This is a genomic window from Marinococcus luteus (assembly GCF_900106595.1).
GTDB classification, from domain to species: domain Bacteria; phylum Bacillota; class Bacilli; order Bacillales; family Marinococcaceae; genus Marinococcus; species Marinococcus luteus.
Window position 1 is genome coordinate 615,735 of record NZ_FNNC01000001.1, and the last position, 23,827, is coordinate 639,561.

The window sequence follows — 23,827 nt, forward strand, 5'->3', positions numbered from 1 at the left end:
TATAGGACGGTGAATCACTTGGCTAACAGATGGTTCGAACATCCCTGGGTTGAACGCTTCCTGCCGGACCATATGCGCCCGGTGGATGATCATATCTTCTCCGACAGCCACGGGCTGTTTATCGTGGAGGAAATGGAAGCAGCAATCGACCGGGTAATTGCCCGGGCGGATGAACTCCGGCAGTCCAGGCGCCTGAAACGCGAAAACGAACTTTTTTTGTTCCGCATGAAGCTGACCGCGCGGCGCATCCGCATTACAAGCTTTGAAAAAGAACGGTCCCAGGCCGCCATTCAAAAAACAGTGACTATTGACTACGTACGAAGTACTGACGCACACGCCCCGGCTTTTTTGCGGGAAGCACTGGTGCATTATATGAAAAACGGCAAAATGCATGCCCGGAACATTGAAAAATCGTCCTACTTTCAGCACATTTTCCGTAAGCTTGAAGTGCTCGATTACACCCTGCAGGGCCGGCCCCCCCGTGACATTCAGCTGCAGACAGCCGAACCGGTACACGCAGAAGAAGTGCCGGAAGAGGAGCCAGTAAAATGGCATCAGGCACTCGACCGGTTTCATCAGCACTACGTGAAGCAAAAGAACAGTCTCCCGGCGGATATCCATCAGGAACTGCTGCAGATTGACAGGGAGCTTGAGGAGCTGCGCTCTTCGCCTTTGCTGCAGTTCGATGTGGAGGATGAGTATTTGGTCGAGCGTATGCTCGGCCGTGAAATACCGGATCTCATCGAAACTTACAGGCTGCTTGAACCAAACCACAGAAACGAGCAGCACGGTGCTCTGCTGCAGGCGCTTGAAGCGATGCGCGGGCGGATCAGCTCAATGCGCATGGAACAAAACGATGTGCACGCCCGGAAAATGCGCCAGCTGTTGAAAATAAACGAAAAAAGATACCGGCAGGAAAAGAAATTTTAAAGGAATAAAGCGAGGTCCATTATGAAACGACAAGAAGCATTCGAGCATCAAGGCCGCCCCGTGGTTGTCGATTACGGCAGATCCGGGGCCTATTACGGTATTTTAGAGCAGACATCCGCCGCTCCCCGGAAAATTTGGGAAGGGCGTGTCCGGATTCAACAGGCCCACCGCCTTCCGGACGTGGAAAAAAAAGAAGCAGTGCATGATTTTAACCTCGAAACCATTACTGTCCCGGGAACTAAAATTTACGCTGCTGACGACCGCACCCCTGCTTCCTATGAACATTCCGTCGTGCAGCTGCTTGAAAAGGAAATCTCTTCTCCGCTCGTACCCTACAGCGATAAAAAAGAGTGGAAGCACCTGCTGCATTCTCTTTCCGTTACTTTTACACCGGAACCAAAAGAGCCGCAGGAAGAATCTTATATTTATTATGAAATCCACCGCTCGCGGGGAAACGTATTCCTGCGGGAGGCGCCGGATGGCCAGGCCCTCGACATCGAAGACTGCCCGTTTGAACTCGAAATTTCCCCGGCTGGCCTGCCCTGGCGCCGCGCGGTCCATTACTACGATATGTATTTCCGCAACGATCACGGTCAGATATTTGAGCTGCAGGAGCATGATCATGTCCGCATTCACAGTGATCAATTCCGGCCGTTTGCCATCTTTTTAAATGAGCTTGAAGATCCTTCCCGTTACAGCCTGGTTAAAAATATTCACTCCAACGGATTCAGCAAAGAAGATTTGATTGAATGCCACAATCATCTGCTGTATCAATTGATGCAGGAACCCGAAGAAACTTCTTTTACCGGAGTGAATTTTCTCTATTTCCGAAAACAACAGTCCGTACTCATCGTGCAGCACCATTATGAACGGATCCTGCACGCAGAGGACGAGGACTATGTGTTCGACCGTTTTGAAATTACGACCGATAAGGGCGTCCGCAACCTGTTTATCTATACAAACTCGTTTGCCCGCGGACAGTAAACCCCTATTATACAAAAAGGCTTTTGAACCGAGGTTCAAAAGCCTTTTCTTTGTGTTTTTGCATCATGATCCCACGTTTTCTGATACCAGGAAAAATAGGCTGCTTCGTCCTTTTCATCCACGTCCCGTAAATAAACTGTCCGTCCGGTGACGCTGCTGATAACCGAAGCCGAGATCGTATACAGTCTCCGTCTCCGTTGGAAAAAGGACTGCGTGTTTTCCAAATATTGAATCCGTCGTTTTGGTACAAAATTATAAATGACACTCCAGGCTCTTTCCCGGACAATCAGCTGCTTATCTTCCACTTTCATACCGGAGCCTTTATAGCATATCCAGCCCCACCAGGTGAAAAACAGCGGCACTGCTGCGGCTGCCCATCCGTACGGCACCCAGATGGCCGTCGGAATAAATACCAGCCACCAAAAAACCGATGCCCGGAACATATATCTTCTTGCAGCCCGTTTTGGCAGTTTATTTACCTTTTCCGGAATCAATGCCGTATCATCAATCTGATCCATAAAGGTATGTAGCTGCTTTTGGTGAATCAGCGGCAGCAGCATGATCGAATTCTGCCCCCGTTCGGTGCTTCCGCCGGCGCTGTCTATATAAACCGCCCACATGCCGAGCGCCTGTCTGGCCGGGTTACTGATAAAACGAATACACGTTATCCGGTGCATTTGAAGCGTAATCTGTTTTCGTTCGAGGAGTCCCCATGTAATTTCAAGATCATTCCCGGTCCGGTTCACTTCGAAATTTCCGTGCTGCACGAGCGTCCATGCCGACGAAGCAAGCCAGCTGAGCAGCGCAGTCACTAACAGCCCCCCGATAATAAACCAGTAGCTGAGCTCGATCAAAACCCCAATCGACTGCTCGACCCACGCATCGGGAAGAAAATTTCCCACCTGGGAATACAAGCCGGCAAGAGCCGCAAAAATAATCCCCGCCCGGCCGGAGGTGAGCCCGGCCGTGAAAATGGTACGCATCGGCACTTTCCAGGAAAACGACGGTTCTGCCGGCTCCGCGGATATGCCGTCCCCGGAAAAATCTTCCGCTTCTTCATCAGCTGTATGAGGGGATTTTTGAATCAGAGCCGCCTGAATAATGGCTGCCTCTTCCCGGCGGATCGCCTGAATTGAAGCTTCCGCTTCAGCGCCTCCGCCCGCTGTTTCAATATTAAGACGCACAAGACCGAACATGCGCTGAATGATCCCGGCAGTGATATCTACCGATTGGACGCGCTGGCTGCGGATGAACCGTTCTTTTTTTACAAAAATACCGTAATGGATCTGAAGCTCACGCTCAATCAAACGGTAACGAAAAAAGATCCATTTCATGATGCTGCTGACTACGATGAACAGTAATAAAAGCAAAAAGATCCAGTTGACTGGAAGTGGGCCGGAAGCTGTACCGCCAGCAAAGAACGTAATAATAAGCGGAAAAAGAAAATCCTTCAGCTGCCGGAAAAATACGGTGACAATGGCCGCCGGGTGCATCCGTCTCCATTCATTCATCGTCATCATCCGTTCCCGCCAAAAAGGCGATCCGGTTGCGCAGCTCCGGCGCCGTCTCTTCTTTAAGCGCTGGTATCTCATGCATGCCGGCTGCGGTGGAAATAGTCACGGTGGAAAGCCCATACCGCTTGTATATCGGCCCCTGGGCTGTATCAACGTGCTGAATGCGCACCATCGGGATCAATACGTGTTTAGAGATGATTACACCGTACTGAAGCTCTACCTCTGTCTCGTACACCTCGTAGCGCCAGCGCTGCCATTGCCATTTCGGCAGCACCCATGCGTACCAGGCAGAAAAAAAAACTAAAAATCCCAGGATCGCACCGAGGGCCCACCGGACCCATTCGGGCCACCCGAACCAGAAGGCAAGTACAAGTAAAGCAAAAGGGATGAAAGAAACAACGGCCATTTCAATCATCCCCTTGAAGCGCCAGACCGTCAGCGCATCTTCAGATATGCGCTGCGACGGCGCCGGCCTCGTTACATTTTCTTCCTCATGGATGCCGTCATTCATTCCTCATCCTCCACGTAAATAATCGTGACTCCTTCGTCCTGCAGCACCTTCAGCACTGCATCGTTCAGTGTTTCATCACGAAGAAGACCGAGAGAGGCGGCCAGCTCAAGCTCTTTTAGATCACCGTTTTCTGCGTCTTCGATCAGCTCGAGCACTTCCTCCATGTTTCGTTTTTCAAGCTGCTGTCGTACTTCTGCTTTCGTCATCGTTCAGGCTCCTTTCCTTCTCGTTTACGACCGGGGCTTTCGCTCCTGCTCCATTTTCTCACTCATCTGCTTCCAGATGGAGCCTTTTGCTTCTTTCCCGCCTTCAATTCGTTTCAGTGCGAGCTTAATTTGCAGATCCACTTCAAACTCCGGGTCCCCGTCGGCTTCTTTTAACGCCTCCACGGCCGAAGTGTCACCGACTTCATATAAAAACATTGCCGCACGCCAGCGCACCAGCTTGTTTTTGTCCCTCAGCGCTTCGATCATGTCCGGGATGCCCGCAGGGTCCCCCAGATCAGAATACGTATCTGCCGCTGTTCTTCGAACGGTGACAGATGGGTCCTGCATCGCTTTTTGAAGGTCCGGCAGCACCTGAGAGTCTTCAAGCATTCCTAAATACACGACCGCCAGCCGGCGGATGGCCGGTTTTTCATCTGCAAGCCCTTTTTGTATCACCGGCAGATCTTCCATAGAAGGATCCATTTGGTCAAAGGCCGCATAGCGCTGTTTCCAGTCCGGCTCCTCCATCATTTCCATCGTTACTTTTTTAAACTTTGGTTCTGTGTGTTCTGCTTCCGGAGTATTTGCGATCCGTACCAGTCGTTTCAGCCGCTCTTCCGGATAGGCAGCAGCAATTTCCTCTGCCATATCGCTGCCGATCTGTGCCAGATCCTGGCCGTAACGGACTCCGTAATCCTCCCATTTGCGCTGCATAACGATGTTATCATCTTCAAGCTGGGCTTCAAACGCAGCAGTCTGAAAACGTTCCGGCAGGCCCTGGCGTTTTTCTTCATCGCCGGACAAAAGCTTTATCTGCATCGGTATGTTTTTAAACATCTGTACCTGAGCCTGCACTTCCCCGAACGCTTCCTGAGGCTCCTCCGACTCTTCGGCCGGCTGCTCCACCTCTTCGCCGAACGCCTGGCGCACCTGGGGCAGCAGCTGCTCCCAGTCGGCTTTTGGATGGCGCTCGAGGGCCATAAAGTCGGCTACGTGATAGACACCTTTAATGCCTTCGATCTCCAGCAGCTGCTGGATCGGCGCCGGTGCTTCTTCTTTATTTTCCGGTTTATAGTTGCTGCTCGTTCCGGCGGGCAGCGATTCGTTAACATTCAGCTTCATCGTATGAGGACTCGGTGTTGGCTCAATGGATGTAATATGCATGATCAATCTCTCTCCTTTAAAATAACGTCCCGATTTGCACGTCTGATTATAGCACAGGAGAAGCCCCTCCTGCCAACCGGTTTGTGCATTTGCATTCCAAACCAGCCCGCTGTTCTGATACACTGTAATAAAGACTGTTTCAAAAGTTCATGAGGAGGTTATTACGTTGCAAATTGCACTTCTTTCAGACGTACACGGTAATGCTCGTGCATTAAAAGCTGTTTTAAACGACCTGCACGCCTTATCGGTAGACCATATGTATATGCTCGGAGACCTTGCTTTCCGCGGCCCGGAACCAAAAAATTCGATTGAAACTGTTCAATCCCTGCCTGCAAAAGTATTGAAGGGGAACGCAGACGAATGGATTGTCCGCGGCGTCCGGGAAGGAGAAGTCCCCGAGACCAAACGCTCGATCATGAACCAGGAACGGGACTGGGCAATCGAGCGGCTCTCCACTAATGACGTTAAATACTTAGAAGAGCTTCCCGAATCATTTCTTGACGAGTACGATGGCTTCCGTTTGTTCGCCTTTCACGCGGTACCCGGCAGCCTGTTTCCACCGGTTCCGGTCGATAGTGAGGCTTCCGTTTTTGAAGAATCATTTTTTCAGAAGCAGGAAGCAGACATTTATGTGTACGGGCACGTGCACACCCCCTCCATTCGAAAAATTGGGGCTAAATGGGTGATCAACACAGGAAGTATCGGCCTTCCGTTTGATGGGGATCCGACACCGTCATATGTTCTTCTGACCATCGAAGACGGGGATATCATTCCGGAAATCCGCCGGGTGCCTTATGATACAGATGAAGTTTTAGCACAGTTTGATGCGAACGATTATCCGAACAGTGATCAGGTGAAACGCATTATTTCTTCTGGACGCCCGCCAAAGTAACGTTTGTCCAATAAATACAAAAAAGGCCCGCCGTCCGCGGCGGGCCTTTTTATATGCTGTTAACCTTTTGCAGGCTTTGCATAATATCAATAAACGATGCTTTATCTCCGTACTGCGCCACAATGTCACCATGCTCATCAATAATAAACGTGCTCGGCACTCCTTCACATTTATAGCGTCTGTACGTATCCACACCTTCGTCCTGAAGCACTGGAAAACGATAGTTGTTGTTTTCCACATACGTTTTAGGATCTTCTTCCCGCCGTTCGCGGCCGGTCACATTAATCGTAACAAACTGCAGCGGGCTGTCTTCATTCATTTGTTCATAAAACCGGTTCTTCTGTACCAGGTCCGCAGAAGAATCCGGGCACCAGGATGCCCAGAACGTTAAAAGCACCGGTTTTCCTTTCAGCTGTTCAAGCGACCATTCAACGCCGCTCGACATTTCTTTGAGTTGAAACTGAGGGGCCTGCATAGGAATCCTCCTTTTTTTCTGTTAAATCTTTTTTCAAATACGGATGCAGCTGCTCAAGCAAATACGAACCCGACTGCATTTTGTACAGCCGCTCTCTTTCCTCCCCGCTCTCAAATACGATTAAACACGGGACACTCTGAATTTCGAGCTGACGGGCCCGTACAGGAGCAGTATTGATATCCACTTCCAGAAAAGAAGCACCGGCGTACAATTTTTCTATTGGGGCAAGCATACGCTTTGCCAGTTGGCACGTGCCGCACGTCGGGGAGGTAAACAAAACCACCTGGCGTCCTTCCCCCGCTTCGAGCATCTGCTCAAGCTGTTCGTTCGTTATTCGTTCCAATTTGTTTCACCCGCTTTATATCCAAGACCGCAAACGGCTGCATCCTTAAGACACAGCCGGCTGTTTCGGTTTTTTCTTTTTACTGCGTACGAAAAGCTTCGACAAGCGCCTGATTATACGCTGGAATATCCGGCGGACGCTGACTCGAAACGATATGGCCGTCTACGACGACTGGCTCGTCCGACCATACGGCCCCGGCGTTGGTCATATCGTCTTTAATACCGGGAGTGCTCGTGACATGAACACCCTGCAGAATGCCTGCTGAGGAAAGAACCCAGCCGGCATGGCAGATTTCACCAATGATTTTTTTATGCTCATCCATGTGCCGGACGATGGTGAGCACTTCACTGTAGCGGCGGAGTTTATCCGGCGCCCACCCTCCAGGCACCAGCACCCCGTCGTAGTCTGCCGGGTCCACATCGGCAAGTGCTGCCTCCGAGACGGCCGGAACCCCGTGTTTTCCTGTATACGATTTGCCGTTTTCTTTACCGGTAAGCAGTACTTCAGCGCCTTCTTCGCGCAGGCGCATGACCGGCACCCACAGCTCCAAATCTTCAAAATCGTCTTCGACAAATGCAATAATTCTTTTTCCCTGCAGTGTCATCGTGATTCCTCCTTTATCGTGCTTTCAGCAGCTATTCGGCAGGCTTTAATGTGACCCGGCGGCTGTCCGGCTCCACGTTCCACAGCTCCTCCGGCGCCTCAAGCGGCTGCTGTACACAGCGCCGCTCCACCTCGACGGTAAAGGATTCCGTGAACGGAAACGGCTGCAAAGCTACCGTCTCTTCGTCTTCCCAATGGGCATAAATCGTTTCATGATCAAGGGAGGCGAATGTCTGGCGGAAGCCGTCCCGGAACCAGGGCACTTCCTGCTCTTTGGACGCTCCCGGCGTATTCATGCAAATATAAAGGGACAGGTCATCAAAAAACTGAAGCAGATGAAAATGTTCAGCTGCCATCAGGAAATTCCACTGGTATCCGACAATCAGCCGCTGCTGGCGGGCGATCTCCTCCTGCATAAAGGCAATTTCCTCCGGCACCTCGGAGTCTTTAAAAAACGAGCCGTAGTGGCTGCTGATCAAATACGCCTGGTACGGATCCTCTTCTTCAAGGGCGTTGATGGTGTTCCGGTAGGCGCCGAGCTTCGGCGGGACCGGATAATGTACAAAAGATACCGGCCACCCATTTTCATCAAGCATCGGCTCTTCGTCCAGTGTTTTCCAGGCATCATCGTGGCGGGCCGCAGCCTGGAGCGCCGACGGCCAGGACGGCTGTTCTTTAAACGTCGTATGGTGCCAGTACTTCATGCACTCCCCGGAGAGAGCCGCGTGCTCCTGCTGCATCATCACTTCCACCCAGCCGTTGCGATTCTCGCTGATCATTGTATCCGCTCCCTTTCTGCCCGTGTGAACCGTCTCAATTAGATAAGGAAATTAAACAGCGTTTCTTCTTTGTTGATTTCTGTATATTTGATGCCCCGGTCTCTCATTCTCGTCAACAGCTTATCGTAGTCCGACGGATAGGTTACTTCAATGCCGACAAGCGCCGGTCCGTTGGATTTATTGTTTTTCTTGTTGTATTCAAAGCGGGTAATGTCATCGTCCGGTCCGAGCACATCATGTAAAAATTCCCGGAGTGCGCCGGCACGCTGCGGAAAATTCACAATGAAGTAATGCTGCAGTCCTTCATAGATCAATGATTTCTCCCTCATTTCTTCCATGCGGCCGATATCATTGTTTCCTCCGCTGACAATACAAACGACCGTTTTTCCTTTAATCTCTTCTTTGTGAAAATCAAGAGCCGCAATCGATAAGGCTCCCGCCGGTTCAGCCACGACGGCATTTTCATTGTACAGCTCCAGAATAGTCGTACATATCTTGCCCTCAGGCACGAGCGTAATGCTGTCAAGCAGATCCTTACAAACGTCATACGTCAGTTCCCCGACCCGCTTCACAGCAGCTCCGTCAACAAACTTGTCAATGTAGTCGAGCGAGACAACACCCTGATTTTCAATGGATGCTTTCATACCCGGAGCTCCGGCCGGCTCGCAGCCGATAATCTTCGTTGAAGGGGAAATGGAGTTCACGTACGTGCCAACACCGGATACAAGTCCGCCGCCGCCGACGCAGGAAAATAAATAATCGATCGGCTCTTCAATATCGTTCATAATTTCCATTCCGACCGTGCCCTGACCGGCGATCACTTTTTCGTTGTTAAACGGATGCACAAATTCCATGTCGTGCTCTTCGCCGTAAGCGTTCGCTTCGTAATAGGCATCGTCAAACGTATCGCCTGTAAGTACTACTTCCACGTATTCCTTCCCAAATAACTTCACCTGCGAAATTTTCTGGCGCGGAGTCGTGTTCGGCATAAAAATGTGGCCTTTTACTTTCAGCGCCTGGCAGGAGTACGCCACGCCCTGGGCGTGATTTCCGGCGCTTGCACATACCACGCCGTTTTCAAGCTTGTCCTTTGGAATGCTGCTCATCATATAATACGCCCCGCGGATTTTAAATGAGCGCACTACCTGGAGGTCCTCCCGTTTCAAATAAATATTGGCCCCGTAACGCTCAGAAAGCACCTGGTTTTTCTGCAATGGGGTATGCGTGACCACGTCTTTCAGCGTTTGATTTGCGATGATAATGTCTTCAATGTGTATATTCCCCATACAAGCAACGTTCCTTTCTACTTAGCGTGCGTCCACTTCAATTGTGAATGCCCGGTTAACATGATTAGTGTAAATGCCCGAAAGCGGCGGAGATGTTCTCCGCCGCTTTTTGATCCCGTTCAAACCCTTACTATTATAACATGAATATGCACACTGAAAAGCCGTGCGTTTTCCTGCTTTGTGCGAAGGGTACATAAATGATAATCCCGGCAGTTCTTTACCCGCCCTATTCTTTGGTATAATGTTAGCAGTACAATTTTTAACAAACTATAAAGGGGGATTTTTTTATGAACGACATGCTGAAAAAAGGATTTTTCCTGGGACTCGGAGCGGCTTCATACGGACGGGAAAAAGTACAAACATATCTCGATGACCTCGTCACCAAAGGGAAAATTACACCTCGGGAAGCGGACGAATGGAAAGAGGAAATGATTCAGCGGGGATCGGCTCAAAGCGACTCCTGGAACAGTCAGGCGAAAAACTCCTTCGAAAACCGGGCGGAAAGCATGGGTATCGCCACAAAACGTGATATTGACCGTCTCGAACAAAAGCTCGATGCCATTGAAAAGGCGATGCACAAACCGGACGACGAATAACCGCCAATTCTAAATAAAGGAAGGAACGCTTCATGGCTATAACAAAAAGTATCCGGCACGCAAATCGATACAGAAAGATTGCTACTACGCTTGCGAAACACGGCTTCGGATATATTTTGCAGGAAGTGGGACTTTTTCATATTCTTTCTCTTCCTAAGCGGATTATGTCGGATCCCAATGACTGGAACACGCAGTCTATCGGGGTCCGTCTTCGGCTTGTCGTCGAGGAGCTCGGCCCTGCGTTCATTAAACTCGGGCAGCTTGTAAGCACCCGGAAGGACATTTTCCCCCCGTCTATTGTTGATGAACTTGCAAAGCTGCAGGATCACGTTCCCCCGTTTCCATATGAAACGGCCAAATCAGTGATCGAGCACGACCTGCATGAACCTCTCGGCAATATTTATTCCTACTTTGATGAAACTCCCATAGCCGCAGCTTCCATCGGCCAGGTACATAAAGCAGTCCTTCATGACGGCCGGGATGTTGTCGTGAAAATCAGCCGGCCGCATATTAAAGAGATTATCGAACAGGATATCGATATTCTGCGGGATCTGGCCCGGCTTCTCACCCAGCGGTTTCAATGGGCCCAGTTTTACCAGCTTCAGGATATTGTAGAGGAATACGCATCTGCAATACGGGATGAATTTGACTACTTTACTGAAGCCCGCAATGTGGAAAAAATGGCCCGTTCCCTTCAGCATTTTGAGTCTGTCCAGGTCCCCGAAGTATATGAAACCTGGTCGTCACGCCGCGTGTTGACCATCGAATATATCGATGGCCATAAGCTTTCCGAGCTTGAATACTCCACCGTCGAATTTGATAAAAAGAAGCTTGCTCACCATCTGGTGGATTCCTTTTTACACCAAGTGCTTCGCACCGGCTTTTTTCACAGTGATCCCCACCCCGGGAACCTGCTTTTTAAAGAAGGAAACGTTGTCGTCTACATTGATTTCGGCCAGGTCGGCCGCTTAAGCAAAAGTATGCGCAGGCAGTTCATTAACTATGTTATCGCCATGACAAGGCGGAATACCCGGGACGTAGCAGCAGCTATTTATGAAATGGCCGACTTTCCGGAAGATATGGAAACGGAAATTTTTGAAGAGGATGTGGAATACCTTTTATCCAAATATTACGAGACGCCGTTTAAGGAAATTGAAATCGGTGCAGCTATCAATGATGTTTTTTCCACCTCGCACCGCTATGGCATCAGCATCCATAAAGAATTTACGATGCTTGCTAAAGCCATCATTACCATTGAATCCATTGCCACCGAGCTCGATCCGGACTTAAGCATCGTGGAAATTGCCGAGCCATACGGCAAGATGCTCGTGAAAGAACGCCTGAACCCGCGGGACCGGATCGAGGACGTTTTCCGTGAAGGCAAAGAGCAGTTTGGCTATATCCGCGAGCTGCCGAAAGAAATTCGTTCTGCACTGAAAAAAATCAATGATGATGAACTCGGCGTCGACATACGCATGCCCCGCATTAATATTTTGATGAACAAGCTTGACCGTATTGGCAACCGTCTGAGCTTCAGCGTCATTCTGCTTGCCTTCAGCATCGTGATGGTGGGCTTGATCGTCGGCTCCACATTCGGGGATAACAATTCGATTCTCGTACAGCTGCCCGTCATCGAAATCAGTTTTATTGTGGCGTTTTTTCTCTTCGTCTGGCTGCTGTATGCCATTTTCCGCTCCGGCCGATTTTGACCTCCGATACAAAGCAAAGCTGCCGGCAGAAGCCGGCAGCTTTTGTGTTCTCTTATAACCTGTTTGGCTCTTTTTCGATCGGAAGGTCGGGATAGGAAATCCAGTCGCTCCAGCTCCCGTTATAAAGACGTACCTGCTCGAGACCGGCCTCTCTCATGCCGAGCACATTGACGCAGGCCGTGATACCGGAACCGCAGTAGGAAATAACTTCATCAAATCCCTCAAGCTCCTGAAAGTGATCACGCAATTCACTCTGCGACTTCCATGTGCCGTCTTCCCGGAGCACATCCTTCCAGAAATAATGATAAGCACCGGGAATGTGACCGGAAACGGCGTCCACTTCGTCGTTTTCCCCGGCGTAGCGCTCATAGCTTCTCGCATCCACCAGCGCTGCATGTTCATTGCGCAGCTGCTGCTTTACTTCTTCAAGGTGGACCAGCTGATTCGGCTCGCGGTCGATTATCATCTGCTTCATGAGCGGCGTCGGGATCTCCTCTGTTGTCGGAAACCCTTCCTCCACCCAGTGGGAATAGGAACGGTCGAGGACATATGTATTCGTATGACCCGCATACTGCATCAGCCACCAAAAACGGGCTGCCCCCATACCTCCCTGATCATCATAAGCTACCACGGTAGTCTGCATGTCTATCCCCCGTTCCGAGAGAACCTGAGCGAAAAAGTCCATATCCGGCAGCGGGTGACGTCCCCCGTGGGTTCCTGCCTGAGCGGATAAATGCTTTTCCACATCGATAAAGACAGCACCCGGAATATGATGTTTGACATACGCTTCATGTCCCGCTGCTTCATCTTTCAGTTCAAACCGGCAGTCCACCACCCGGACATGTTCATCGCGGCGGTGTTCATCCAGCCATTCAGAAGAAATTAGAAAGCTCAACTTACTCTCCCCTTTCTAGGATTCCTGTGTTAACTGTGTTTGAATGCTATTTAAAATAAACTCTACGGCCTGCAGCGTTTCCTTGAACTGTTTTTCTTTCGTTGTCCGCTGGTAAGCCTGGAGAGAGGCATTCATGATGTTATCATATGTGTCTTCCATCTGGGATTCGTGCAGGTACGGATAGCTTGTCGTCTGCACCCAGGCAGAAGCTTCCTCTTTCCATACATCTGCTTCCCCTTTTACCTTGTCGACAAACGGTTTCACTTCCTCATAAAAATCGGGGCGGTCATCCCGTTCCTGTACTTCGTAAAAAATCTGCTCTGCTTCATCCATGCGCCGTTTCATCTGGTCACAGCTTTCGAAAAGCCCGGGCATCGAAAAACCCCCTCTGATACAAAGAACGCTTCCCTTTAAAGGAAAGCGAATATTTTTAGGATGTGCTTTCTTCCTGATCCTGCTGGTTGCTCACCCGCTGGGCTACTGTTTCCGGCTGAATAGCCGACAAAAGCACATGATCGCTGTCCGACAGGATAATGCTTCTGGTTTTCCGTCCATTAGTCACGTCGATGAGCATTTTTCTTTCACGTGCCTCCTGGATTAAACGTTTCGTCGGGGCAGAATCAGAGCTCACAATTGAAATTACCCGTTCTGCCATCACCATATTGCCAAATCCGATATTAATCGGTGTATCGCTCATGCTATCCCCTTCCTTTCTCGTTCTTTTCTATCCTAACACGAATAACCGAGGCTTTGTCTATCATTCTAAGCACGGCATACGTAATATCCGGAGGAAATTATGGTAAAATAGCAGCAGGCAGTAAATTTTAGCAAAGGAAGATTCTCATGGCTTACCGCTACCCAAATGGAAAAGTATACCGTCCGAAAAAAAATGTTTCCTCCCGCCAGGGCCCTCCTGCGGAAAAAAGCTTTGCCAACCGCGGCATGACGCTTGAGGAGGACATTAATGAATCCAACGAATATTACATCGCACACGACATCGGCATCATACATAAAAAACCGACGCCCGTACAGATTGTCGATGTTCATTACCCGAAACGAAGCGCCGCGCGCATTACCGAAGCTTACTTTAAGCAGGCTTCCACCACGGACTACAATGGTGTTTTTGCCGGACGCTACATCGATTTTGAAGCAAAAGAAACGCGCAACAAAACAGCTTTTCCCCTGCAGAATTTTCATGACCACCAGGCGGATCATATGCACAAAGTCCAAAAGCAGGACGGCATCGCATTTGTTCTTCTTCGTTTTGCCGTACATGGGGAGACGTATTTATATGACGCTTCCCATTTTCTTCACTGGTATTACGGCCAGACAAAGCGGAAATCCATTCCCTATCAGGAGATCCAGGCGCACGGCCATCCAGTTTCGCTCGGTCTTCATCCGAGACTTGACTACTTAAAGACTGTGAAGGATGTTTATTTTTATTGAACACACGTGTAACAAAACAAAAAATTGGTCGTCTAATGCCTGGGTACACAGAACTAAATGTTATGTACAACGAAAGGACGAACGTCAATGAGCGACAATTACCGGTCCCGCCAGGAAAAGCGGACGGCCGACCAGAAAAATCCTAAAAAGAAACAGAAGAAAAACCGCAAACGACCGCTCTGGCAGACATTCATCATCTGGGCGCTTTCACTCATGCTTGTCTTCATGACTGCCGGCGTCATCATTGTCGCTTATATGATCAATCAGGCCCCGGAGTTAGATGCGGAGGCGATCGTATTATCAGAAGCGGCTACTGTATATGACCAGAACGATGAAGAGATTGCCCAGCTGCAAAACAGCAGCAACCGTGAACTTGCCGACATAGAAGAAATGCCCGACTATGCAAAGGAAGCATTCATCGCTGTCGAAGATGAGCGTTTTTACAGCCATTTCGGCATCGACGTCCAGCGGATTTTCGGTGCATTATGGGCAAACGTGACTGACGGCTTCGGCTCCCAGGGGGCAAGCACGATCACCCAGCAGGTCGTGAAAAACGCGTTTCTTTCACCCGATAAAAACATATCACGTAAAGTCCAGGAACAGTATTTAGCCATCAAGCTTGAACAGCAGTACAGTAAGGATGAAATTCTCGAAATGTACGTTAATCTGATCTATTTCAATCAGGGAGCCTACGGCATCACCCAGGCCGGGCAGACCTATTTTGGAAAAGAGGATCCAGGTGAGCTCACTATCGCAGACGCCGCTCTACTCGCAGCCATCCCGCGCCGGCCTTCATACTACGATCCGGTTCAAAACCCGGAAAACGCCGAGGATCGAAGAAATCAGATTATTTCCATGATGAATGAACAGGAATACATTACAGACGAAGAAGCCGAAGAGGCATCAAGCACTCCGGTGGACGAGCAGCTTAACTACCAGCCGCCGGAAAACGGAGTTGCCTATGATTCGTTTATGTCCTACGTGCAAAATGAGCTCGAAGAATTTGACGGCATTGAGGCGTCAGACATATACACAGCCGGGCTGAAAGTATACACGACGCTTGATACCGAAGCCCAGGAGCAGGCTGAAGAGCTCATTCAAAACCAGGAGGCGCTCGACAGTTTTCCAGACAATGAAGAGTTTCAAATCGGGTTTACGCTTCTTGACACCCAGACCGGAGCGGTGAAAGCCATTGTTGGAAACCGGCAGAATCCTGATACGGCAATGAGCTATAATTTCGCCACCGACCCTAATCAGCCGGGATCAACCATTAAGCCCGTCCTGGATTACGGGCCCGCCATTGAAAACATGCAGTGGTCCACGTACCATCAGATCGAAGATGAAGAATATCAGTACCCGGATACAGACACCGACGTGCGAAACTATACCCGGGACTATCGGGGCAGCGTGAGCATGCGTGAAGCGCTGACGGATTCCCTGAACGTCCCGGCAGTAAAGACGCTTGAGGAAGTCGGCCTTGATAACGCCAGGTCGTTTGCAAACGGACTCGGCCTCGGCCTTGAAGACGTCTACTATGGGTCAGCTCTCGGCGGCCTTGAGGAGGGGGTTTCCTCTGAACAGATGGCCGGAGCCTACGCTGCTTTCGGAAACGAAGGAGTTTATAACGACCCTCACTCCATCCGGCGGATCGAGTTTCCGGATGGACGAACGATTGACTTTGAACCAGAGCAGGAGCAGGCAATGGAGGACTATACTGCCTATATGATCACCGATATGCTTAAAGACGTCGTTTCTGATGGCACTGGCACCGGTGCCCAGATTGACGGGCTTCCGCTCGCAGGCAAAACCGGAACCACCAATTTCACCGCGGACGAAATGAGCACGCTGAATATCCCCGACGGTGGTGTCCCGGATGTGTGGTTCAACGGCTACACTACAAACTATACGGCTTCTGTCTGGGCCGGTTTTGAAACCCGGTCGGAAAATAATTATCTTGTAGACGGACAGACTGATGCTGCCAAAGATGTTTTCCGCGAAATCATGCAGCAGGTCAGCAGCGGAATCGACACTTCAGACTTTGAACAGCCGGACTCTGTAGTATCAGTACGGCTCAATGAAGAGACCGGGGAGCGTGCTACGTCAAACACCCCCGACGCTGACACAATTACAGAGCTGTTTGTAGAAGGCGAAGTGGACGCCCAGGTCACTGAACCATCCTCTGATAACGGATCGGATGACAGCGGGGAATCAGACAGCGGAGAACCTGCTGGCGACAGCGGCTCTGAGGAAACAAACGACAATCAGAATGAGTCGGAACCGGCAGAGGAACCAGCGGAAGAAACTGGGGAAAATGAAGAAAATACAGAAGAAACACCGGAAGAAAGCACAGAACAAAACACGGAAGAAAATGATGGAACCGAAGAAGCTCCGGCGGATGAAGATTCCGGCTCCTCCGAAGAAGGCCGTGAAGAAGAAACAGATACCAGCGGAGAGGAGCCTGCAGAATCCGAGTCAGACACCGGCGGAGAAAGCGACACCGGCGAAAATACCGAAGACGAAAGCTCCGGTGATACAGAAACGGAAACGGATCCCCCAAGTGAAGAAGAGCCTGCGGATACGGAAGACAGCACCTCTGCACCGGAACAGGAATCCGAAACAGACGAATAATAAAAACCGCACTGCCGAAAAGGCGTGCGGTTTTTATTATACCTGAACGTGGTCTTCTTTTCCCGTTAATGGAGCAAGTTTCTCCCATTCTGTCTGTAATACGGAGTAATAGCTCTGGTCATACCACGTAGAAAGTCGTTCGAATTCTTTATCGAGCGCCTGCTTGTGTTCAGCATAAATATAATCAGACGCCGCTATAACACCGTCCTCTATTTTTGCTTCAAGCTCCTGCGCCACTTCTTTCGTTACTTCCGCAGCAGCGCTTTGGATATTTTCCCCGTACGCCTCTTTCAGGGTTTTTATTTCCTGATGAACAAAGAAGTCCTTTGCCGAGCGGAAGTACGTTTCAAATGCTTTCGCATCCACCTCTAAGTCAAGCGTTTTTTCTGGTTTTGGAATAAAGGAGCGGCCGGCATCAGGAACCTGAAACATCGGGAAGTCCGCCTGTACCTCCCTGTACTGTTCTTCGGCCTCCTGCTTCAGCTGCCGTTTCATTAATTCCTCCAGACGGATGAACGCCGTTTCTCTCTCCTGCCCTGCCTGCACCAGTATCTCTTCCTTAATTTCCATCAGTCGCCCCGTCAGCTGCCTGCGCTGTTCTTTTCGTGAGGAGCCGTCTATAGTGACTGGATTCACCACTTTATTAAAGTAGTCCTGATAGAATAAATACAGACGCTTGCGCACATGAATCAGCCGTTCTTCGGTGTCTGAAACAAGTTCTTTCCGCAAGCGTTCCATATGAAAACGTTCCGGCACTTCTTCATACTGCCCGAGCTTTTGTTTAAGCCGCTCTGCTTCTGCAGCAACGCTTTTCGCATCATGCTTTTGCACCTGCAGCGCCCGCCCGAGCTGTTCTTTTAAATTTAGCGCCTGTTCGACAACATATTGCTGCTGCACGACAAGAAGCTCCTGCCAGATCTGTCCGGATAAATAGCTTTCAAAGGCTGAAAACATGTCGTCTTCCCCGCCCTGCTGCTTTTCCTGCAGGCCGCGCTGGCTTGAAACAGGAAGCAGAAACGGCTCCTCAAACCCATTCTGCCGCAGCTGACCGCGCACATGGTTAACAACCTGACGGCGCTCGTTATCATCTCTTGCCAGATCTGCGGCATTGATCAGAAAGTACAGCTTATTTTGTTCAAATTCTTCATTTGCCCGGGAAAGCTGCTGGATGAAACGTTCATCGGCATCCGAGAACGCATGATTAAAGTACGTGACATAAAAAATGGCGTCCGACTGGCGCAGGTGATCAAATGCGACATTCGTGTGGCGTCCGTGGATCGAATTCACGCCCGGCGTATCGGTTAACACCAGTCCCCGGCTCGTCCAGTAGCTCTCGTAATATAGCGTCACCTGTTTGACAAGGCACGCCTTCTGCTCATCCGCCACCCAGGAGCCCCAGTCCTCCATGCCAATCGTGCGGGTCTCCCCGAGCGAGGAATGGTGTTTTTTGACGCTTTCCTGCAGGGTGAACATATACTGGCTGTATGTTTCCATCCGTGCGTCCCGGGTGTGGTTCGGCTTTCTCCATTTTTGAATGGAGGCAAGCGTGTACACTTCTCCGAGCTCTTTCGATACGGCCTGAATTTCCTCGTCCAGAAAAGCTTCATCCTTCAGCTGCAGAATAACCGTACCGTGTGTGCAGTCCTTCTGCGGAGCACGCACAATATTCACGGCTGCTGTGGTCGGATGCGGCGACACAGGAAGTGCCGGAGCACCGAGAAGCGCGTTGATAAAGCTCGACTTTCCGGCACTGAAAGCGCCAAAGACCGAAACGTGAAGTTCCTGGTTCTGCAGATTCTCGCATAAACGCTGCAGATGCTTTTTTTCCTCTTCGATTAACGAAGATTCGGAAGATTCGGCAGCGAAGGCTTCCACCATCTGGATTTCTTCCCTGTACGAAGGAAGCTCCTTTTGCCCGGGAGAGGCACTCTCCTGCTCTTCTACCGCTTCGTCCTCCCGGGAAATGGAAATCTCCGGAACATCGGACGGTGCCTCTTCACTCATCATGTGCCGGATTTCCTGTTCCCATTCCCGCCGGGCGGACACGCTTTCCATCTGGCGCTCCACCTGGGCGATTTCCTGCTCCAGGCGTTCCTTTTCCTCTTTCCAGCCATTCTGAAGTTCATTTAATTTCGTCTGCTCTGCTTCTGTCAAAGCCGGGCCTGCGGCTGACGTAAGCACACGCTCTTTTTCTTCAAGCAGCGGCTCCGCCTGGTCCTTGAACCGACGGGTAATCACGCCGGCCAGCTGGTCGGTCACTTGAAACACATACTGCCTGCCGGTTTCCCCTTCCGGAATAAAGGCCTCCAGATCCGCGCGTTCAAGCTGGACGTCAATGTTTTGCACCTGGTCAACATAATCAGCGCTGTGGGAAGAAGCGTCCTGCTTTTCCGGCTGCAGCAGTTCACGCACGTGGAACGTCAAAGACGCTTTAATATTTTCATTTATATCTGCAAGCAGCGCGTCCGCCCGTTCCCTCCGGGCTTCTTCCGTTTTTCGTTTTTTATTAAACAGAGATCCTGCTTTGAAGCCTGGCTGCCAGCTTTCAAGCCAGTCCCTGGCTTTATCCACGGTGGAGGCTGGAAACAAATGAGCCTGGTCGAGCGTACGCTTCCATTCCCTGAACCAGCTGTTCCACCTTTCCTGACTGTCCGGCTGGGCGTTTTCGTCAATCAGCTGTGCAGGTACGCCGGCATGATCCGCCCGCTCCTGCCAGTCTTCGAGGGCTGTCTGCTGCTCCTCCCGCAGCCTGTCACGGATTCGTGACAGCACGGTCTGGCGCATCCGTTCCTCGCTTCTTTCAAGCAGTTCGCTGCCGTGGTACAAAAGGCTGCGCACATGCGAGGAGAATGTCTTCAGCTCGTTGTCCGGGTGCTGCTCGTCGCGCATGGAAATATAATACGTGGCAAGCACGTGTACCTGGTTTCGTTCAAGCGTGGCAGCAATCTGATTGCGGTAGGACCGCAGCGTGATTTCTTCTTCCCGGTGTTTGTCCATCTGATTAACGACAAAAATAATCGGTTTGCCTTCCGCTGTCAGCTGCTGTAAAAACCGGATATTTGTTTCCGACTGGGCATGGTTGTAATCCGTTACGTAAATAACAGCATCGGTCGACAGCAGTCTCTCCATCGTCACTGCCTGGTGCAGCGGATCCGTCGAGTCCACCCCCGGCGTGTCCACCATCCGGCTGTAAGACCCTAAAAACGGAAGCGGGGCCTGCATACGGAGCGAGCGGATGTCCGCCCCGTCCCTGCCCCACTTTTGCACCTGCCCCCACGGAATATCAGCTTCCCAGGTTTTAGTTTGGCCTTCGCTCGTTTCAACTTCGAGCCCAAGCTCCCCGTTTTCAATCGATATAATATTGGCGCTTGTCGGAATCGGACTCGCGGGCAGAAGATCGTTTTGAAGCAGGCCATTTAATACGGTCGACTTGCCGGCCGAAAAATGCCCGCAAAACGCAACTTCAAAATAAGGGTGTTCAATTTTTTCCTGCACGTCTTCAAGCATCGCGGTTTCTGCCGGATCCAAATGCATGTCTGTCTGCAGCCATTGTTGTTCCCAACCGCTCGTATATGCCATATTTTACTCCTTTATCATTCGTGATTTCGGGATCGTTTTGCCAGCGCTTCTTTTTTCTTCACTTCTGTATAAAGCTCCTTCAGCTGAAGGTAGGAATGAAAATAATTCGGATACTCAAGCAGAAAGCCGAGTCTTTCCTCTACGTTGATCGGCTTATGCGCGAGCTGCCTGCTTTCTGCGATCAGTTCCTCCGGCTTTGCCGAAGGCACCGGCCGTTCGTTCATCCAAAACAGCGTGCACAGCCAGTGGGCGAGCCCGAGTCTCATGTATGGAGCTGCCTTTTCCTTGTCTCTTTCGTCCCAGCATTCATCCAAAAAAGGCAGATGCTCTTCCCACCACTGCATAAATGCTTTAATGTGCTGATTAATGTTTTCCTGCCACGGAGGTGTACCGGCGATGCCGTTATCATAGGCGATCTCATACCAGAACGGGTGGCTCAGAGCCGCCGTCTGCCGGTCTGTTTTTTCATCTACTTCGATCTGCGTTACCGTATAAAAAATTTCGTGCTGAAATGAGGATGGAATTTGTATGTTTACCATGCTGCACCTTCTTTCCGCATCCGTTTTTGTCCTTCCCTGCAGTAGTCAAGCACTGGACAGGACGGACACTGGGGGGCCTGGGACTTGCAGTGATAGCGGCCGAAAAAAATAAGCTGGTGATGCATCTGGGACCATTTTTCTTTTGGCAGCCGCTTCATCAGCGTCTGCTCCACCTGAGTGACATTGTCTTTCCATCTGCATATGCCTAAACGCTTGGACACCCGCTCCACATGTGTATCCACCGCAATGGCCGGCACCCCGAATGCTACTGACGCTACAACATTCGCCGTTTTTCTGCCGACGCCGGCAAGCTTGACCAGCTCTTCCTGCGTTTCCGGCACGCGCCCGTCATGGCGTTCGAGCAGAGACGCCGAAAGCTTTTTTAAATTTTTCGCTTTATTGCGGTAAAGTCCAATCGAACGAATAGCCTGTTCAATATCCTCAAGCGGTGCCTCAGCAAAGTCTTCCGGTGAGCTGTACTGTTCAAACAATCCAGGAGTTACTTTGTTCACCAGTGCATCAGTTGCCTGGGCGGAAAGTACGACTGCCACCAGCAGTTCAAAGGGGTTGCGGTGGTTCAGTTCACATTCTGCTTCCGGAAACATATGCTCGATCCGTTCAATCACGACTTGTAAATCTTTATTCGTTAATGCCATTTTTTTCTCCTCTACTCTTCATCCAGCCAGTTAATATTGGGATATTCCGGCAGTTTTTCCGACTGGGCCGCCTGCGTGCGCCGTCCGCCCTTTTGTTTAAACTGTTCGGTCTGCGCTTTAGCATCTTCTTTGGTCTGAATGCCTTTGCGCTTCCATTCGTGCAGCATCCGGTCCATGTAGCGAAGGCTGAATTTTTGATTCATGACCGCTTCTTTCAGCGCAATCTGGATCATATCCGGCGAGTAATGATCCTGGTCGAGCCAGACATTGATCGTTTCCCACTCCATTGGGGAAAGCGGGCGGGAAAACTCCTGCTCAATGTTTTGAAACAGATGCTGCTCTTCAATCTGATCCCCTTCCCCGGACGGAACCTCCGCTGTAAGGGCCTGACGGAAAAACGGATAGAGGGAGTATGATTCCTGCCGGATTTCATCGCGTTCAAATTCATCAATCTGCAGCAGGTTCCGCTTAATCATCGAGCGCAGGCAGCCTGCACATTCATTTTCATCCATACTCATTTTTTCAGCCAGCTCTTTCGGTGTTGGAAGCGGCACGCTGATCTGGCCGAAACGGTATATATGCAAAAGCATCATTGCTTCTGTCTCATTCAGCCCAACCTGCTGGTATTTGTCCAGAATAATTACTGGAATGGAAAGGTGGCCGTGCATGAGTGCTTCTATTTCTTTATCTTTGTTCATCTGTTTGTCCTCCTTCTCACCCGGCCGGCTGTCGGCAAAGTGCATAAAGGAAAACCCCCGGGACGGGGGCTTTTTCTCTTATGGATACAGCCTGTTTAACAAACGCGGAAACGGTATCGTTTCCCGGACGTGTTCGGTGCCGGCAATCCAGCCGACCGTCCGTTCGAGCCCGAGACCGAATCCGGAGTGCGGCACGGTGCCGTATTTTCTTAAGTCCAGATACCAGCCGTAGGCTTCTTCCGATAAGTTGTGTTCTTCGTACCGCTGCTTCATAAGCTGCGGGTCATCGATGCGCTGACTGCCGCCGATAATCTCCCCGTAGCCTTCCGGAGCAATCAGGTCGGCACAGAGCGCGGTTTCCGGATAGTCCGGGTCGGGCTTCATGTAGAAAGCTTTGATTTCGAGCGGGTAATTAGTAATAAATACCGGCTTTTGAAACTGCTCCGCTATATACGTTTCGTGCGGCGCTCCAAAATCCTCACCCCAGCTTACTTCATAGCCCGCCTCCTGCAGCATCTCTACTGCTTTGTCGTACGTGATGCGCGGAAACGGCGCCTGAATGGTTTCGAGCTTGGAGGTGTCGCGCTCCAGCGTCGTAAGCTCCTGGCGGCAGTTGGCAAGCACCGCCTGCACGACATGGGAGACGTACTGCTCCTGAATTTCGAGACTTTCATTATGGTCGCAGAAAGCCATCTCCGGCTCAATCATCCAAAATTCAATCAAGTGCCGGCGGGTTTTTGATTTTTCCGCCCGAAATGTCGGGCCGAACGAAAACACGCGCTGAAAAGCGAGGGCCGCTGCTTCCATATACAATTGACCGGACTGGGACAGGTACGCGTCTTCATCAAAGTATTTCGTATGAAAAAGCGATGTCGTCCCCTCCGCCGAGCTTCCGGTCAGAATCGGCGGATCCACCTTAATAAACTGATTCTCCCGGAAAAAAGCGTAGGTTGCCTGAATGATTTCATCGCGTATACGCAAGAGCGCGTGCTGCTTACGCGAGCGCATCCACAGATGACGGTTGTCCATTAAAAATTCAGTCCCGTGCTCTTTCGGGGTGATCGGGTAAGCCTCCGCTTCCTGGATAATCTCAAATCCGGTCACCTGAAGCTCCACTCCGGTTGGCGAACGGTCGTCTTCCTTTACTGTCCCGTCCACGTACAGCGAGCTTTCCTGCGGAAGGTTCTTCGCCTGGGCGAACAGCTCTTCGCCGACATCATTTTTCACAATGACCCCCTGCACAAAGCCGGTGCCGTCCCGCAGCTGCAAAAAGGCAATCTTGCCGCTGGAGCGCTTATTGGCCAGCCAGGCGCCAAACCTTACCTCCTGGCCGATATATTGATTCAAACGTTCAATGGTTGCTTTCACGTTAGTCCCTCCGGTTCGTCCTGTTT

General features: G+C 50.7%; 24 protein-coding genes. 7 read left to right on the forward strand and 17 right to left on the reverse strand.

Features of this window, described 5'->3' with window-relative positions; all coding sequences use genetic code 11:
* Nucleotides 1-18: 18 nt before the first annotated feature.
* The gene (locus BLV22_RS02985) at nt 19-930 is read left to right on the forward strand and encodes a hypothetical protein (RefSeq protein WP_091611073.1); all 912 of its coding nucleotides are present in this window, start codon (nt 19-21) and stop codon (nt 928-930) included.
* 21 nt (nt 931-951) lie between these two features.
* Complete coding sequence (locus BLV22_RS02990) at nt 952-1,914, forward strand: DUF2777 family protein (protein ID WP_091611075.1); 963 nt, start codon at nt 952-954, stop codon at nt 1,912-1,914.
* Nucleotides 1,915-1,949: 35 nt separating this feature from the next.
* On the opposite strand, the gene BLV22_RS02995 is transcribed toward BLV22_RS02990, so the two are convergent.
* The 4 genes from BLV22_RS02995 to BLV22_RS03010 are packed head-to-tail and all read right to left on the reverse strand — an operon-like array spanning nt 1,950 to nt 5,309.
* A complete protein-coding gene (locus BLV22_RS02995) occupies nt 1,950-3,434 on the reverse strand; it encodes a PH domain-containing protein (protein WP_176967625.1) in 1,485 nt (494 codons plus the stop codon).
* Nucleotides 3,418-3,939, reverse strand: a complete 522-nt coding sequence (locus tag BLV22_RS03000) for a PH domain-containing protein (protein ID WP_091611081.1) — start codon at nt 3,937-3,939, stop codon at nt 3,418-3,420. Before BLV22_RS03000 ends, BLV22_RS02995 begins: the two co-directional genes overlap by 17 nt.
* Nucleotides 3,936-4,145 carry a hypothetical protein gene (locus BLV22_RS03005; RefSeq protein WP_091611084.1) on the reverse strand — a complete coding sequence of 70 codons (210 nt, stop codon included), beginning with the start codon at nt 4,143-4,145 and terminating at the stop codon, nt 3,936-3,938. The genes BLV22_RS03000 and BLV22_RS03005 overlap by 4 nt, the downstream gene beginning before the upstream one ends.
* Nucleotides 4,146-4,169: 24 nt before the next feature.
* Complete coding sequence (locus BLV22_RS03010) at nt 4,170-5,309, reverse strand: conserved virulence factor C family protein (protein ID WP_091611087.1); 1,140 nt, start codon at nt 5,307-5,309, stop codon at nt 4,170-4,172.
* Between the two features lie 166 nt (nt 5,310-5,475).
* Here BLV22_RS03010 and BLV22_RS03015 point away from each other — a divergent pair, with 166 nt between their 5' ends.
* On the forward strand, nt 5,476-6,201 hold the full coding sequence (locus BLV22_RS03015; RefSeq protein ID WP_091611090.1) for a metallophosphoesterase family protein: 726 nt from the start codon (nt 5,476-5,478) through the stop codon (nt 6,199-6,201).
* A gap of 49 nt (nt 6,202-6,250) precedes the next feature.
* Here BLV22_RS03015 and BLV22_RS03020 read toward each other — a convergent pair whose 3' ends face one another.
* From BLV22_RS03020 to ilvA, 5 genes are all read right to left on the reverse strand, one after another.
* Complete coding sequence (locus tag BLV22_RS03020) at nt 6,251-6,676, reverse strand: TlpA family protein disulfide reductase (protein ID WP_091611092.1); 426 nt, start codon at nt 6,674-6,676, stop codon at nt 6,251-6,253.
* Entirely contained in the window at nt 6,630-7,019 is a 390-nt protein-coding gene (locus tag BLV22_RS03025; protein ID WP_091611094.1) for a thioredoxin family protein, read from the reverse strand. Before BLV22_RS03025 ends, BLV22_RS03020 begins: the two co-directional genes overlap by 47 nt.
* A gap of 79 nt (nt 7,020-7,098) precedes the next feature.
* Complete coding sequence (locus BLV22_RS03030; protein ID WP_091611098.1) at nt 7,099-7,623, reverse strand: type 1 glutamine amidotransferase domain-containing protein; 525 nt, start codon at nt 7,621-7,623, stop codon at nt 7,099-7,101.
* 31 nt (nt 7,624-7,654) lie between these two features.
* Nucleotides 7,655-8,401 carry a DUF3891 family protein gene (locus BLV22_RS03035; RefSeq protein ID WP_091611101.1) on the reverse strand — a complete coding sequence of 249 codons (747 nt, stop codon included), beginning with the start codon at nt 8,399-8,401 and terminating at the stop codon, nt 7,655-7,657.
* 38 nt (nt 8,402-8,439) lie between these two features.
* Entirely contained in the window at nt 8,440-9,687 is a 1,248-nt protein-coding gene (ilvA, locus tag BLV22_RS03040) for a threonine ammonia-lyase IlvA (protein WP_091611104.1), read from the reverse strand.
* A gap of 287 nt (nt 9,688-9,974) precedes the next feature.
* Between ilvA and BLV22_RS03045 the strand changes: the two genes are divergently transcribed.
* Nucleotides 9,975-10,283, forward strand: coding sequence for a phasin family protein (locus BLV22_RS03045; RefSeq protein ID WP_091611106.1), 309 nt, complete (start codon nt 9,975-9,977; stop codon nt 10,281-10,283).
* 32 nt (nt 10,284-10,315) lie between these two features.
* The gene (locus tag BLV22_RS03050) at nt 10,316-11,992 is read left to right on the forward strand and encodes an ABC1 kinase family protein (protein WP_091611109.1); all 1,677 of its coding nucleotides are present in this window, start codon (nt 10,316-10,318) and stop codon (nt 11,990-11,992) included.
* 52 nt (nt 11,993-12,044) lie between these two features.
* Here BLV22_RS03050 and BLV22_RS03055 read toward each other — a convergent pair whose 3' ends face one another.
* Genes BLV22_RS03055 through BLV22_RS03065 form a run of 3 tightly spaced genes read right to left on the reverse strand, consistent with a single transcriptional unit; the run spans nt 12,045 to nt 13,584 of the window.
* Nucleotides 12,045-12,887: a sulfurtransferase gene (locus BLV22_RS03055; RefSeq protein WP_091611112.1), complete on the reverse strand. Its 843-nt coding sequence runs from the start codon at nt 12,885-12,887 to the stop codon at nt 12,045-12,047.
* Between the two features lie 15 nt (nt 12,888-12,902).
* Complete coding sequence (locus BLV22_RS03060) at nt 12,903-13,262, reverse strand: DUF1798 family protein (protein ID WP_022792232.1); 360 nt, start codon at nt 13,260-13,262, stop codon at nt 12,903-12,905.
* A 55-nt stretch (nt 13,263-13,317) separates the two neighbouring features.
* On the reverse strand, nt 13,318-13,584 hold the full coding sequence (locus BLV22_RS03065) for a DUF370 domain-containing protein (RefSeq protein ID WP_022792233.1): 267 nt from the start codon (nt 13,582-13,584) through the stop codon (nt 13,318-13,320).
* A 146-nt stretch (nt 13,585-13,730) separates the two neighbouring features.
* On the opposite strand from BLV22_RS03065, the gene recU reads away from it, so the two are divergent.
* Nucleotides 13,731-14,333, forward strand: a complete 603-nt coding sequence (gene recU, locus BLV22_RS03070) for a Holliday junction resolvase RecU (protein WP_091611114.1) — start codon at nt 13,731-13,733, stop codon at nt 14,331-14,333.
* Between the two features lie 87 nt (nt 14,334-14,420).
* Nucleotides 14,421-16,961: a PBP1A family penicillin-binding protein gene (locus BLV22_RS03075; RefSeq protein WP_176967626.1), complete on the forward strand. Its 2,541-nt coding sequence runs from the start codon at nt 14,421-14,423 to the stop codon at nt 16,959-16,961.
* Between the two features lie 36 nt (nt 16,962-16,997).
* Here the strand turns inward: BLV22_RS03075 and BLV22_RS03080 are convergent, their stop codons facing one another.
* From BLV22_RS03080 to asnS, 5 genes are all read right to left on the reverse strand, one after another.
* A complete protein-coding gene (locus BLV22_RS03080) occupies nt 16,998-20,540 on the reverse strand; it encodes a dynamin family protein (RefSeq protein WP_091611120.1) in 3,543 nt (1,180 codons plus the stop codon).
* A gap of 14 nt (nt 20,541-20,554) precedes the next feature.
* Entirely contained in the window at nt 20,555-21,079 is a 525-nt protein-coding gene (locus tag BLV22_RS03085) for a YpoC family protein (RefSeq protein WP_091611122.1), read from the reverse strand.
* Nucleotides 21,073-21,735, reverse strand: coding sequence for an endonuclease III (gene nth / locus BLV22_RS03090; protein WP_091611125.1), 663 nt, complete (start codon nt 21,733-21,735; stop codon nt 21,073-21,075). The genes BLV22_RS03085 and nth overlap by 7 nt, the downstream gene beginning before the upstream one ends.
* A gap of 11 nt (nt 21,736-21,746) precedes the next feature.
* A complete protein-coding gene (locus BLV22_RS03095) occupies nt 21,747-22,433 on the reverse strand; it encodes a DnaD domain protein (RefSeq protein WP_176967627.1) in 687 nt (228 codons plus the stop codon).
* 78 nt (nt 22,434-22,511) lie between these two features.
* Complete coding sequence (asnS, locus tag BLV22_RS03100; protein WP_091611130.1) at nt 22,512-23,801, reverse strand: asparagine--tRNA ligase; 1,290 nt, start codon at nt 23,799-23,801, stop codon at nt 22,512-22,514.
* Nucleotides 23,802-23,827 lie beyond the last annotated feature (26 nt).

Excerpts from the sequence above, each read along its gene's own strand:
- BLV22_RS03045 (WP_091611106.1), top strand. The coding sequence starts at position 9,975 with ATGAACGACATGCTGAAAAAAGGATTTTTCCTGGGACTCGGAGCGGCT.
- BLV22_RS03095 (WP_176967627.1), bottom strand. The coding sequence starts at position 22,433 with ATGAACAAAGATAAAGAAATAGAAGCACTCATGCACGGCCACCTTTCC.
- ilvA (WP_091611104.1), bottom strand. The coding sequence starts at position 9,687 with ATGGGGAATATACACATTGAAGACATTATCATCGCAAATCAAACGCTG.
- BLV22_RS02990 (WP_091611075.1), top strand. The coding sequence starts at position 952 with ATGAAACGACAAGAAGCATTCGAGCATCAAGGCCGCCCCGTGGTTGTC.
- BLV22_RS03050 (WP_091611109.1), top strand. The coding sequence starts at position 10,316 with ATGGCTATAACAAAAAGTATCCGGCACGCAAATCGATACAGAAAGATT.
- BLV22_RS03005 (WP_091611084.1), bottom strand. The coding sequence starts at position 4,145 with ATGACGAAAGCAGAAGTACGACAGCAGCTTGAAAAACGAAACATGGAG.
- BLV22_RS03080 (WP_091611120.1), bottom strand. The coding sequence starts at position 20,540 with ATGGCATATACGAGCGGTTGGGAACAACAATGGCTGCAGACAGACATG.
- BLV22_RS03085 (WP_091611122.1), bottom strand. The coding sequence starts at position 21,079 with ATGGTAAACATACAAATTCCATCCTCATTTCAGCACGAAATTTTTTAT.
- BLV22_RS03020 (WP_091611092.1), bottom strand. The coding sequence starts at position 6,676 with ATGCAGGCCCCTCAGTTTCAACTCAAAGAAATGTCGAGCGGCGTTGAA.
- recU (WP_091611114.1), top strand. The coding sequence starts at position 13,731 with ATGGCTTACCGCTACCCAAATGGAAAAGTATACCGTCCGAAAAAAAAT.
- BLV22_RS03065 (WP_022792233.1), bottom strand. The coding sequence starts at position 13,584 with ATGAGCGATACACCGATTAATATCGGATTTGGCAATATGGTGATGGCA.
- BLV22_RS03075 (WP_176967626.1), top strand. The coding sequence starts at position 14,421 with ATGAGCGACAATTACCGGTCCCGCCAGGAAAAGCGGACGGCCGACCAG.
- BLV22_RS02995 (WP_176967625.1), bottom strand. The coding sequence starts at position 3,434 with ATGATGACGATGAATGAATGGAGACGGATGCACCCGGCGGCCATTGTC.
- BLV22_RS03000 (WP_091611081.1), bottom strand. The coding sequence starts at position 3,939 with ATGAATGACGGCATCCATGAGGAAGAAAATGTAACGAGGCCGGCGCCG.
- BLV22_RS03010 (WP_091611087.1), bottom strand. The coding sequence starts at position 5,309 with ATGCATATTACATCCATTGAGCCAACACCGAGTCCTCATACGATGAAG.
- BLV22_RS03035 (WP_091611101.1), bottom strand. The coding sequence starts at position 8,401 with ATGATCAGCGAGAATCGCAACGGCTGGGTGGAAGTGATGATGCAGCAG.
- BLV22_RS03030 (WP_091611098.1), bottom strand. The coding sequence starts at position 7,623 with ATGACACTGCAGGGAAAAAGAATTATTGCATTTGTCGAAGACGATTTT.
- nth (WP_091611125.1), bottom strand. The coding sequence starts at position 21,735 with ATGGCATTAACGAATAAAGATTTACAAGTCGTGATTGAACGGATCGAG.
- BLV22_RS03060 (WP_022792232.1), bottom strand. The coding sequence starts at position 13,262 with ATGCCCGGGCTTTTCGAAAGCTGTGACCAGATGAAACGGCGCATGGAT.